This is a genomic window from Luteimonas vadosa (assembly GCF_039543545.1).
In the GTDB taxonomy this organism is placed as follows: domain Bacteria; phylum Pseudomonadota; class Gammaproteobacteria; order Xanthomonadales; family Xanthomonadaceae; genus Luteimonas; species Luteimonas vadosa.
The window spans coordinates 796,023-807,897 of sequence record NZ_BAABJY010000002.1 but is presented as its reverse complement, the minus strand read 5'-3'; the positions used below and the strand labels follow the sequence as shown (position 1 = coordinate 807,897).

The following is an 11,875-nucleotide window of genomic DNA, read 5'->3' as shown; positions in this document are numbered from 1 at the left end:
CGTACAGGTGCGAAAGACGGTGGTTCGTCGGCCGCATGCAAGGGCAAAGGCCGGCACGGGGCCGGCCTTTGCAGGAGGGTCAGGTCGGATCGATCAGGACTTCGATGCGATCCAGCGATCGATCTTGCCTTCGAGCACGTCGAGGGGAATCGACCCGTCCTTGAGGACCTCGGCGTGGAATTCGCGGATGTCGAAGCGATCTCCCAAGGCCTGCTCGGCGCGTGCGCGGAGTTCCTGGATCTTCAGCTCGCCGATCTTGTAGGCCAGCGCCTGGCCCGGGATCGCCATGTAGCGCTCGGCCTCGGCGGTCGCTTGCGTCTCGCTTTCGGCCGAGTTGTCGAGCATGTACCTGATCACCTGTTCGCGCGTCCAGTCCTTGCTGTGCAGCCCAGTGTCCACGACCAGCCGGATCGCCCGCCAAAGCTCGTTCTGCAGGTAGCCGAAGTAGTCGTACGGATCCTCGTAGACGCCCAGCGGCTTGCCCAGCGATTCGGCATACAGCCCCCAGCCTTCCGAGAACGCGGTCTCCCCGCCAAAGCGCCGGAATTTGGGCAGGTCGGTCAGTTCCTGCGCCAACGCGATCTGAAAGTGGTGGCCGGGAATGGCCTCGTGCAGGTAGAGGTCCGGCGCATCCCAGGACCGGCGCGCGGGCAGGTCGTAGGTGTTGGCATAGAAGATGCCGGGACGACTGCCGTCCTCGCTGGGCGGCGCGTACTGACCACCGGCGGCGGACTTGGCGCGGAACGGTTCGACCGGGCGTATCTCGAAAGGCGCCTTGGGCACCAGCGAGAACAGCTTGTGGACATTGCGGTCCACCGTGGCGCCGATCGTCTTGTAGTTGTCGAGCAGGGCCTGCTCGGACTCGAACTGGAAGCGCGGATCGGTGCGCATGAATTCGAAGAACTCCTGCAGCGAACCCTTGAACCCCACTTGCCCCATGACCTTGCGGATCTCGCCGTGGATGCGGGCGACCTCGTCCAGGCCGATCTGGTGGATCTGCGCGGGGGACTTGTCCGTGGTCGTGGAGCTGCGCGCATTGAAGGCGTACCAGGCGTCGCCGTTGGGCAATTTGTCCATGCCCACGCTGTCCCGCGTCGCGGGCATGTACTCGTTGGCGATGAAATCGCGCAGTTCGCGGTAGGCCGGCATGATCCCGCCGCCGATCATGTCGCGGTAGGCCTTGGTCAGGCGCGCCTTGTCGGCCGGGGGGAAATCGTCCGGCATGCGCTCGATCGGTCCCCAAAACAGCGTTTCCTCGGGCTTGTCCTTGATCAGCGCGTCGAGCTGGGGGAGCACCTTGACCATCAGCACGGTGGGCTGGACGACGCCTGCCTCCATGCCCTGGCGCATGTTGGCGATCGCGGTGTCGAACAGCACCGGCAAGCGGTTGCCGCGCGCCAGCCAGTCGTCGTAGTCCTTCACCGTCTTGAACGGCTGCGCGCCAGTCCCGGATCCGAGTTGCACCGCGAAGCTGGCGATGGAGCCGAACTGGTTGATCGGCTGCATCCAGCCGGGGAACCGTTCGCTCTCGAGCGACTGCTTCGCGTCGTCGACGAAGATCTGGTAGCTGATCAGGTCCTGCCCGGACAGGCCGTCCGGTCCGATGGCCTCGATTTTCTCCAGCCAGCGCACGGTGAAATCGTGCGACTTCTCGCGGAATGCGGCCGACATGAAATCCGGCAGCTTGTCGTTGTAGCGCGGGTCTCCCTGGAAGGTCGCCTGGATCGGGTTGAGCGCCAGCACCTCCTCCCAATACTGCTCGTAGAGTGCATCGAGCCGGTCGGCCTTGGCCTGCTGCACGGGAGCCGCCGCGCGCGCCTCGGGTTCAGTGGTGGATGCCGGCATCGATGCAGCGAAGCCGAGCGTGAGCGCGAGCGCGATCGCAAGCGGGCTCAGTGTCATGGAGCGTCTCCTCGTCGTGGAGCCTGCACCTTGCCATCGCGGGCCGCTCCTGCCGTCGGCCGGAAGTCACGGAACCCGCGCGGGGCGTCGGGGGGAGGCCGCAGGCGGCCATGGCGACGCGTCCGGGCGCCCGGCGTCCCTAGGGTTCGCGCACCAGGCGGAAGCCGACATCGTCGTAGCCACGGCTGGCATCCAGCGGACGCGTCCCCTGGTCGCCGCGCCAGCTGCGACCGCTGACCAGGCGGTTCCCGCAGCCACCGCTGCAGTCCCGGGCCCATTCGGCGACCGCTCTTGCGCCGTCGCCGGCGGGCAATTGCCTGGCTTCCGTGGCGCTGGGCAGGCGATAGCGCGTCCCGTGGCGCCGGCCGAGCCACTCGGCGTAAGCGCTGGCGTCCTGCCAAGACACGCAGACCACGGGGTCGGCCGCGCCCTGCTCGAACCCCGGCGTCTGCCAGCTGCGGCGGGCGACGATGCGCAGCAGCGATGCTCGCTCCCGGCAGAGGGTTTCCTTGCGGCCGGTGGCGCTGGCGAAGGCCGAATACTCCCCGCGGCTGACCGGACGCATCGACGCCGCGAGCAAGTCGTCGCCAGACCGGACCAATTGCATCCGGCCCGATGGATCGGGGAGGACGTCTCCGACCGAAGGGATGCGCTGCGCCCTCGCCCTGAGCGCGGCCACGTCCCGGGCAGGCAATCCGAACTTGTCCGCGTCCGCGATCGCATCCAGCGCGGCCTGCCGATCAAAGGACCGCCCGGCACGATCGACGTGCCGGCCGAATGCCTCCAGTACCCTGGACCGCACGTTGCGCAGCGCCGCGCCATCCTTGCGTGCAGTGGCGGCGGCCAGGCGGTCGGCTTGGGCAACGAGTTCACGCGCGCGCGTCACCTGGCCGTCGCCGAGCCGCTGCGCGGCCTCGCGCCCCATTGCTTCGATCAGCTTGTCCAGGGCGGGCGCCAATCTAAGGTGGCTGGGGTCGGATTGCCAGGCCGCGAGCAGGCTGTCATGCGCATTGTTGCCCGCAGGCGCCGTCAGCCGCCCCGCGCGCAACTGCTCCTCGCCTTGCGCGACCAGAAGCTCTGCGGTCGATTCGGGCGCCGCACGCAGCAAGGCATCGTCGGGGCTCCCGGTGACCGAGCCGCCCACGGCCGCCGGGGATGGCAATGCCGAGGTGCGGACGGCCCCGGGCTGGGCACGGAAGAACCGGTGCTCGCCCTCGCCACTGCGCGACAGCAGGCCGATCCCCGCCGCCAGGACGACGACCGCGCCGACCCAGGCCATCGGTGGCAGCTTGCGCAGCTTCGCGACGGCCGGCTGCCATCGCTTGCCCAGCCCATGCAGGAGGTTGGTGCTGGCAAGGGGGACGCGATCCACCGCGGCGAGCATTTGCGCCGCATCCTGGTAGCGCCTCCTTGGCGACTTGGCCATCGACTTGTCGATGAACCCCTGCCAGTGGCGCAACGGCGGCGGCAAGCGCGGGACCGGATCCTGCGCGTGCATCACCGCCATCGAAAGTGCGTCGGCGGCCTTGAACGGCAGTTCGCCGGTGAGCATTTCCCAGGCCAGCACGCCGACGCTGTACAGGTCGGCGCGGAAATCGACTTCCGTTCCGCGGGCCTGTTCCGGGGCCATGTAGGCGGTGCTGCCCACCGCGGTGCCGGTGGAGGTGACGCGGCTGCCGTAGCCCCGGTGCAGCGCGATGCCGAAGTCCGCCAGGAGCGGGCGTTCGCTTTCGTCGAACAGGACGTTCTCGGGCTTGACGTCGCGATGGATCACGCCGCGGGAGTGCGCGTAGGCCAGCGCCGACAGCAGCGCGCGCAGGGTGGCGCGGATCCGCTGTTCGTTCCCCTTGAGGTCGCGCTGGCCCAGGTGGCCGCGCGCGAGGTAGGGCATGACGTAGTAGGGCAGGCCGTCGTCGCGGGTGCGCCCGACCTCGTGGATGCCGACGATGTGCGGATGCTCGAGCCGCGCAATGGTACGGGCCTCGTTCTCGAACCGGCGCCGGCCGATTTCGTCGGTCAGCGCCTCCGGCAACATGACCTTGATCGCGACCTGGCGGCGCAGGGACCGCTGTTCGCCCAGGTAGATCGTGGACATGCCTCCGGTCCCCAGCACGCGCAGGACCCGATAGCCCGGTATCTGCGGCAGGTCGGCCTGGTCGCCCTGGCCAGGGTCGTTCCCGGTATGCGTGCTTTCTGACATGCAGCCCCCTGATGCCGATCCCCCGAGGATAACCCCGGAGGGTGCTGCAGGGCGCATGCAGCGCGGAAACTGCGATGCCGCTCCCGAGCGAGGGCCGCCTGGCGGGCTTGCGGGCGTTGCGCGCCCCCGCGATCGACCGCTCCGCCGTTGGCGGCGGCGTCGCGCGATGTCGGCCGCCTAGCGGGTCGCCGTCGACCCCCCGGGCCTGCGCTTGCGTCGCACGTACAGCTGCTTCCGCACGCGTGCCACCACCTCTCCATCGCCATCGAGGATGTCGACGGCGAACCATTGCAGGTGCTTCGCGCCGTCGGCCGTCGCCTCGCGGATCTGCTCGAGCGCCTCTTCCTCGAGCAGGAAACGGGCCCACACCGTGCCCCGGCCCGGCTTGACGAAGTCGATCGCGCCTGCCTTGTCCCAGACGATGTAGTCGCGGCCGAGCGCGTGGAGCGCCAGGAGCATCCAGAACGGATCGGTCATCGCGAACAGGCTGCCGCCGAAATGGCTGCCGACGTAATTGCGGTTCCAGGGCCGCATCCGCAACTCGACGCAAGCACTGCGCCAATCGCTGCCGATCGCGGAGACATGGATGCCGGCGAACAGGAACGGGGGCCAGAGGTTCAACACCCGGCGCAGCACGCGGGGCGTGAACTCGAGCTTCATCCCGGCCGGTCCCTAGACCAGCAGCAGGGAGGACATCTTGCGGCGGTAGCGGCTCACGAGCTCGGCGTCTTCGACCATCCGGAAGGCATCGATGAGCGCCCTGCGCGGCAGGCCATCGTCGAAGTCGCGGTCGCGCCGCAGCATTTCCAGGAACTGTTCCAGCCCGGCGTCCGCATGACCTGCGACGATGCGGTGGACGCCGAGCAGGTGGCGTGCCCGCAGGTCGTCCGGGTCCGAGGCAATCGCGGCTTCCAGCGTCTCAGGCGGCGGCGCGTCCTGCAGGAGGGCGGCAAACCCGAGGCGCGCGCGTGCCGTGACGGCGCGATCGTCGGTGGACAGATTGGCGGGCAGGGCGTCGAGCAGTTGTTCGGCTTCCCGCGCCCCACCGGTGCGGAGCAGGGCGAGCGCGAGATCCAGCTTGAGTTCCGGCTTCTCCGGCTCCGCTTCCACGGCCTTGCGCAGGCGCATCACTTCCGCATGTGGATCCACCGGCTCGGGCGCGCCTGCCCCACCGGTTGCGTCGCTCGCGTCGGGCAAGCGTGGTTCGATGCCGTGCTGTTTCAGGAACTCGCGGACCTGGCCCTCCGGAAGCGCTCCGGTGAACCCGTCGACCGGCTGTCCGTCCTTGAGCAGCACCACGGTGGGGATCGAGCGGACCTGGAACGCGGCCGCGAGTTGCTGCTCCTTGTCGACATCGACCTTGGCGAGGCGGAACGCGCCGTTGTATTCCCCGGCGACTTTCTCCAGCACAGGCCCCAGCGACTTGCACGGCCCGCACCACTCGGCCCAGAAGTCCACCAGCACGGGTGCCTGAAGCGAGCCTTGGAGGACCTCCGACTCGAATGCATCGGTGGTGGCGTCGAAGACGTGGGTGTTGTCGGGGGTCGCAGGCATGTCAGGTTCCGTGGAGGTTTCCCGTGGAGATTGTGCCAGCCGCGGCAAATGCAAGGCGCGGCACGCGTGTGCTCAGGTGATGGCGATCCAGCCAGTTGCGCGCGAACCCGGCTCGCGGGGGTGGCAAGGCGCCTGTTCTCAGCGTGACCGCGGGGCGAAGGGAGCGGGGGCACGCGGCTCAAGGCCCCGCTTCCGATCACCCGCCCCGTCAGCCGTGGCGCAACTTCAGGCCAAGGATGGTGGCGGCGAGCACGAAGGTGATGGCGTTGGACACGATCATTGGCCAGGAATCGAGCACCAGTCCATATCCGAACCAGAACACGATGCCGACCGTGAACACGACGTACATGCCCAGCGAAATGCTGCGGGTGTCGCGGCTGCGGATGGTCTTGACCGCCTGCGGCACGAACGCCAGCGTGGTCAGGGTCGCGGCCACGTAGCCGAGCCATTCCATGTTCACGGCGACGGCGCCTCGCGATTGCCCACCCGGTCCTTGTAGACCACGCCGTCCTTCATGACGAATTCCACGTCGAGCACGCTTTCGATGTCGGCGATCGGGTCGCCGGGCACGGCGATGATGTCCGCCCGCTTGCCCGCCTCGATCACGCCCTGGTCGTCGACCCCGAGCGCCTCGGCGGCGCGAATGGTGGCGGACTGCAGCACGAATGCCGGTGGCATGCCGGCCTCGACCATGTACAGGAACTCGCGAGCGTTGTCGCCATGCGGGCCGACGCCCATGTCGGTGCCGAACCCGATCTTCACCCCCGCCTTGTAGGCCCTCGCCGCGGTCTCCTGGATCAGCGCGCCGATGCGCGCCGCCTTCGGACGCACGACTTCGGGGAAGTAGCCGTCGATCTTCGCCTTCTCGGCAACGAACCGGCCGGCGTGGATCGTCGGCACGTACCAGGTGCCCTTCTGCTTCATCAGCGACATCACCTCGTCGGACATGTAGGTGCCATGCTCGATGCTGGTCACGCCTGCTAGCACGGCGCGCTTCATGCCCTCCGTTCCGTGGGCATGGGCCGCGACCCGGTAACCGTAGTCCCTCGCGGTATCGACCACCGCCTTGATCTCGTCGACCGTGAATTGCGGTGCGTCGCCGGATCGGGCGTAGGACAGCACGCCGCCGGTCGCGGTGATCTTGATGACGTCGCTGCCTTCCTTGTAGCGCTGTCGCACGGCTTGGCGGGCGTCGTCGACGCTGTTGATCACGCCCTCGCTGGGGCCGGGCGGGCCGAGGAGATGCGAAAGTTCGTCGTTGTAACCATTGGTGGGGTCGCCGTGGCCGCCGGTGGTGGCGATCGACTTGCCCGCGGCCCAGATCCGCGGCCCCTTGACCAAGCCCTGGTTGATGGCGTCGCGCAGGTGGGGGGAGACTTCGCCGCCCAGGTCGCGGACGCTGGTGAATCCGGCCATGAGGGTCTTCTCGGCATAGGCGACGCTACGAAAGGCGAAGTCGACGGGGTCGAGCCTGAAGCCCTCCGAGTAGCTGTCGGGGCTCGACTGCCCGCCCATGTGCACGTGCAGGTCGGTCCAGCCGGGCATGCAGGTGCTGTTCCTCAGGTCGAGGATCCGTGCACCGCTTCCCTCGGCCACGGTGCCGTGCCCGGCGACGACGGAGGTGATGCGGCCGGCATCGACGGCGACCGTGTGCGCGCCCAGCAACTTGCCGCTGCGGCTGTCGAACAGCTTTCCGCAATGGAGCAGGACGGATTCGGCCGCGAAGGCGGACGGCGAGGCGACGGCGACCGAAGCCGCCAGCGCGAAACGGAACAACAAGGACATGAGGCGGATCCCGGGTTGGCTGGCCGGGGATTGAAACACACCGCCGCAGGCGCTGCCGGTGGACCGGCGTCAGGCGGCGGCGTGCACCACCCGGTCGCGGCCTTCGGCCTTGGCCCGGTACAGGGAGGCATCGGCGAGTTCGAATAGCAACTCCGGCGTGGTGCCGTCGCGCGGGAAGGTCGCATCGCCGAGCGAGACCGTCACTGGCCCAAGCGTCTTCACCTCGTAGCTGCGTTCGACCCAGGACGTGGTTTCCTGCAGGCCACGGACGCCCCACACCGTGACGGCACCCACGGCCGCGAGCAGCAGGAGCGACAGCGTGAACAGCCAGCTGCGACTGCGTGGGGACCGATTTGAAAGATCTGGCATGGCTGCGGCAGGCGGCTGGCCGGTGCGGTCGTGGATCATTTCACGGGAGTGAGGGGGAGACCCTGATCGCGGTGCATCGCAAAAGTCCGAAGCTTTCGTCCAGGCAACTAGCCCGGGAGAACGCGGAAGGCGACCTCTCGCCCCAGCAGACACGCCGCGACGATTTCCCAGCGCATGCCGGTCGCCTGGCAGTGTTCCTGGAAGGCACGCAGCTCGTGCCGCTCGTAGCCCGGGAACGCCAGCAGGTCGTCGAAGACCACGATGCTGCCGGCCTGGAGGCGCGGTGCGGCGAGTTCCAGCACCGTCCGTGTCGAGCTGTAGAGGTCGCAGTCCACGTGCAACAAACCGATGGGGCCGGGATGGGCCTGGAGGAAGGCGGGGAGCGTCTCCTCGAACCAGCCTGCATGCAGGCGGACGTGCCCGGGGACCGCAGGGAGCCGGCCGGCGGTCGTGTAGGCGCCCGCCCCCTCGTGTTCGGTCCAGGCTTCGGGCAATCCCTGGAAACTGTCGAATCCGTGCACCTCGTCAGGCACGTGCCTGGCGATGATGTCCAGCGAGCGACCGAAGTAGACGCCGCATTCCAGGGTCAGACCCTCCGCAGGTGCCAGTTCCAGGGCGCGCTCCAGCACCCGGGCGGGGTGCCCGGTGTGGATCGATGGCGAGGACGAATGCCGCAGGACCCAGCGCAGCGCTTCCTGGCGTGCCATGGCGTAGTCGTCGCCGTCCCCGTTCTGTTCCAGCGGAATCGTGCCCGCCAGGATGGCCCCAAGGGCCCGGGCGTATTGGGCGAGCAAGGGGATGTCGTCGAAGGGTCGTAGCCGCTCCCGCGCCGCCGCCAGGTCCCCCGGAACCTCGCTGCGCGCGGCATGGAACTGCACCATGGGTTCCCGGGGCATGCGCTGGAGCGCGTCCGCGAGCACCTCGGCATGGCGATCGAACAGCCCCAGCATCGACAGCGCATTGAGCAGCGCCACGCGGGCCTCGGCCGACCCCGGGGCGAGGGCGACGGCGGATTCGAAGTGCGTCCGCGCGTCCGCATAGTCGCCGCAGCGCCATTCCCCACGGGCCAGTTCCAGCGCCGACGCGGACGACCCGTCGGCGGCGTGGCGCGCGCGCAGGCCCTGGAGCCAGTCGCGTCGGGCACGGTCCAAACGTTGTGGTTCGTTTTCCAGGCGCCTGCTCCAGATGCGTCGCGGCTGGATGATACCGGGCGCGTGGCGGCCGATGCTGCACTGCGGTAGGCTTCCGGCTCCCCCGCGCGCAGTCGCCCCGTGCCCACCCCATCGCCTACCCCCGACACCCACATCGATCCGGCCGCCTACCAGCCAGCGCAGGTGGAGGCGGCGGCGAGGGGGTACTGGGAGGCCCATCGGGTCTACGAGGTGGTCGAGCGCCCCGACAGGCCGAAGTTCTACTGCCTGTCGATGTTGCCGTATCCGTCCGGCGCGCTGCACATGGGCCATGTGCGCAACTACACCATCGGCGACGTGATCAGTCGCTACCAGCGGATGACGGGCAAGAACGTGCTGCAGCCGATGGGATGGGACGCCTTCGGGCTGCCCGCCGAGAATGCGGCGATCAAGCACCGCACCGCGCCTGCGGAATGGACTTACGCCAACATCGAGCGGATGCGCGGCCAGTTCAAGACGATGGGCTACGCCATCGACTGGTCGCGCGAATTCGCCACCTGCCAGCCATCGTATTACGTCCATGAGCAGCGCATGTTCGTGCGGTTGATGAAGAAGGGACTGGCCTACCGCAAGAATTCAGTGGTGAACTGGGACCCTGTCGACCAGACCGTGCTGGCCAACGAGCAGGTGGTCGACGGCCGCGGCTGGCGCTCCGGGGCGGTGGTCGAGAAGCGGGAGATCCCGCAATGGTTCCTCAAGATCACCGACTACGCCCAGGAACTGCTCGACGGCCTGGACCAGTTGCCGGGTTGGCCGGAGTCGGTCAAGACCATGCAGCGCAACTGGATCGGGCGCAGCGAGGGGCTGGAGTTCGCGTTCGACGTCGCCGGCAGCAACCGCAAGGTTGAGGTCTACACCACGCGCCCGGATACGCTCATGGGCGCGACCTTCCTGTCGATCGCCGCCGAACACCCGCTGGCCACGGAAGCGGCCGCCGGCGACGCGGAGCTCGCCGCGTTCATCGCCGAGCTCCGCCGCGGAGGCGTGTCCGAGGCCGAGCTGGAAACCCAGGCAAAGCGCGGGATGGATACTGGCCTGCGCGCGATCCATCCGGTCAGCGGCGAGGAGTTGCCGATCTTCGTGGCCAACTTCGTGCTGATGGGCTACGGCACCGGCGCGGTGATGGCCGTGCCGGGCCACGACCAGCGCGACTGGGAATTCGCCAAGGCCTATGGGTTGCCGATCCGGATGGTGGTGGTGCCCGACGCGGTCCGAGACGCGGTGCGTGAGATCGCGTCCGACCCCAGGCATGGCGGGGACGCGCTGGGCGCCGCGCTGACGGGACTTTCCCTCGATGCCTACGACACCATCGCCGCGGTGCGCGTGGTCGAGGAGTTCCAGCGAAGCATCCAGGAGCAGGGCGCTTTCGTGGAGCGCGGCTGGCTGGTGAACTCCGGCGAGTTCGACGGCCTGGACTTCGATGGGGCGTTGTCGGCATTGGCCGAGCGCTTCGAACGCGAGGGCCGCGGCCACAAGCGGGTCAATTTCCGGCTCCGCGACTGGGGCGTGTCGCGCCAGCGCTACTGGGGTTGCCCGATCCCGGTGGTCTACTGCAGCGATTGCGGCGCGCTGCCCGTGCCCGAGGACCAGCTGCCCGTGGTCCTGCCCGAGGACGTCGCGGACGCCTTCGCCCAGGGGGTGGTGCAGTCGCCGATCAAGGCCGATCCCCAATGGCGCAAGACCACGTGTCCAGGTTGCGGCGGTCCCGCCGAGCGCGAAACCGACACCTTCGATACGTTCATGGAGTCGAGCTGGTACTACGCGAGGTACACCTCGCCCGGGGCGGCAGACATGGTCGACTCGCGCGCCGACTACTGGACGCCGGTCGACCAGTACATCGGCGGCATCGAGCACGCCATCCTGCACCTGCTCTATTTCCGGTTCTTCCACAAGCTCATGCGCGACGAGGGCCTTGTGCACAGCGACGAGCCGGCGGTCCGCCTGCTGACCCAGGGAATGGTGGTCGCGGACACGTTCTACCGCGAGCTGGAGAATGGTGCGCGCGACTGGATCAACCCCGCGGATGTCGACATCGAGCGCGACGGCAAGGGACGCATCGTCGGTGCGAAGGCGAAGTCCGATGGCGCGCCGGTGCTCGTCGGCGGCATCGAGAAGATGTCGAAGTCCAAGAACAACGGGGTCGATCCGCAAGCCATGGTCGACAGGTTCGGCGCCGACACCGTTCGCCTGTTCTCCATGTTCGCCGCGCCGCCGGACCAGTCGCTGGAATGGAACGAGGCCGGGGTCGAAGGCATGTCCCGGTTCGTCCGCCGCTTCTGGCGCGAGGTGCACCGCCATGCCGGGCAGCCCGACCATCCCGGCGTGGATGCGGCAGCGCTGGACGCAGGGCAGAGGACGCTGCGCCGGCAATTGCACGAGACCATCCAGAAGGTCGCGGACGACTATGGGCGCCGCCACAGTTTCAACACCGCCATCGCGGCCCTGATGGAGCTGCTCAACCACGTGGCGAAGTTCGACGACACAAGCGACCAGGGTCGTGCCGTCCGCCACGAGGCGCTGCAGACGATGGTGCTGCTGCTCAACCCGGTCACCCCGCATGCCTGCCATGTCCTGTGGCAGGTCCTCGGCAACGCGGAGACCGTTCTGGAAGACGTGGCGTTCCCCGTTGCCGATCCGGACGCGCTCGCCCGTGACGCGGTGACCTTGGCGGTGCAGGTCAACGGCAAGCTGCGCGGCACCATCGAGGTCGCGACCGACGCGACGCGGGAGGCGGTCGAAGCGCAGGCGCTGGCGGAGCCGCACGTCGCCCGCTTCCTGGAGGGCGTGGCGGTCCGCAAGGTGATCGTCGTGCCGGGCAAGATCGTGAACATCGTCGCGGGATGAAGGTACGCCCCGGCGTGCCCGCAACGCTTGC

The 11,875-nt window shown here is 68.5% G+C and carries 9 protein-coding genes; 1 reads left to right on the top strand and 8 read right to left on the bottom strand.

Going from position 1 to position 11,875, the window contains the following annotated elements:
- Positions 1–93 precede the first annotated feature (93 nt).
- The 8 genes from ABD970_RS09535 to ABD970_RS09500 all read right to left on the bottom strand — a co-directional run bounded on the left by ABD970_RS09535 (position 94) and on the right by ABD970_RS09500 (position 8,961).
- Positions 94–1,902, bottom strand: a complete 1,809-nt coding sequence (locus ABD970_RS09535) for a DUF885 domain-containing protein (RefSeq protein WP_425563078.1) — start codon at positions 1,900–1,902, stop codon at positions 94–96.
- A gap of 139 nt (positions 1,903–2,041) precedes the next feature.
- The gene (locus ABD970_RS09530) at positions 2,042–4,102 is read right to left on the bottom strand and encodes a bifunctional serine/threonine-protein kinase/formylglycine-generating enzyme family protein (protein WP_345295237.1); all 2,061 of its coding nucleotides are present in this window, start codon (positions 4,100–4,102) and stop codon (positions 2,042–2,044) included.
- A gap of 177 nt (positions 4,103–4,279) precedes the next feature.
- Entirely contained in the window at positions 4,280–4,762 is a 483-nt protein-coding gene (locus tag ABD970_RS09525; RefSeq protein ID WP_345295236.1) for a DUF4442 domain-containing protein, read from the bottom strand.
- A 12-nt stretch (positions 4,763–4,774) separates the two neighbouring features.
- A complete protein-coding gene (trxA, locus tag ABD970_RS09520; RefSeq protein WP_345295235.1) occupies positions 4,775–5,656 on the bottom strand; it encodes a thioredoxin in 882 nt (293 codons plus the stop codon).
- A gap of 208 nt (positions 5,657–5,864) precedes the next feature.
- The gene (locus ABD970_RS09515; RefSeq protein ID WP_345295706.1) at positions 5,865–6,110 is read right to left on the bottom strand and encodes a SemiSWEET transporter; all 246 of its coding nucleotides are present in this window, start codon (positions 6,108–6,110) and stop codon (positions 5,865–5,867) included.
- Between the two features lie 2 nt (positions 6,111–6,112).
- Positions 6,113–7,441: a metal-dependent hydrolase family protein gene (locus tag ABD970_RS09510; protein WP_345295234.1), complete on the bottom strand. Its 1,329-nt coding sequence runs from the start codon at positions 7,439–7,441 to the stop codon at positions 6,113–6,115.
- 69 nt (positions 7,442–7,510) lie between these two features.
- Positions 7,511–7,810 carry a diguanylate cyclase domain-containing protein gene (locus tag ABD970_RS09505; RefSeq protein ID WP_345295233.1) on the bottom strand — a complete coding sequence of 100 codons (300 nt, stop codon included), beginning with the start codon at positions 7,808–7,810 and terminating at the stop codon, positions 7,511–7,513.
- Between the two features lie 107 nt (positions 7,811–7,917).
- Positions 7,918–8,961, bottom strand: a complete 1,044-nt coding sequence (locus tag ABD970_RS09500) for a class I SAM-dependent methyltransferase (protein WP_345295232.1) — start codon at positions 8,959–8,961, stop codon at positions 7,918–7,920.
- A gap of 153 nt (positions 8,962–9,114) precedes the next feature.
- On the opposite strand from ABD970_RS09500, the gene leuS reads away from it, so the two are divergent.
- Entirely contained in the window at positions 9,115–11,844 is a 2,730-nt protein-coding gene (gene leuS, locus ABD970_RS09495) for a leucine--tRNA ligase (RefSeq protein WP_425563098.1), read from the top strand.
- The last annotated feature ends 31 nt before the right edge of the window (positions 11,845–11,875 follow it).

Coding starts and splice junctions, on each gene's coding strand:
- ABD970_RS09535 (WP_425563078.1), bottom strand. CDS start 1,902: ATGACACTGAGCCCGCTTGCGATCGCGCTCGCGCTCACGCTCGGCTTC.
- ABD970_RS09530 (WP_345295237.1), bottom strand. CDS start 4,102: ATGTCAGAAAGCACGCATACCGGGAACGACCCTGGCCAGGGCGACCAG.
- ABD970_RS09525 (WP_345295236.1), bottom strand. CDS start 4,762: ATGAAGCTCGAGTTCACGCCCCGCGTGCTGCGCCGGGTGTTGAACCTC.
- trxA (WP_345295235.1), bottom strand. CDS start 5,656: ATGCCTGCGACCCCCGACAACACCCACGTCTTCGACGCCACCACCGAT.
- ABD970_RS09515 (WP_345295706.1), bottom strand. CDS start 6,110: ATGGAATGGCTCGGCTACGTGGCCGCGACCCTGACCACGCTGGCGTTC.
- ABD970_RS09510 (WP_345295234.1), bottom strand. CDS start 7,441: ATGTCCTTGTTGTTCCGTTTCGCGCTGGCGGCTTCGGTCGCCGTCGCC.
- ABD970_RS09505 (WP_345295233.1), bottom strand. CDS start 7,810: ATGCCAGATCTTTCAAATCGGTCCCCACGCAGTCGCAGCTGGCTGTTC.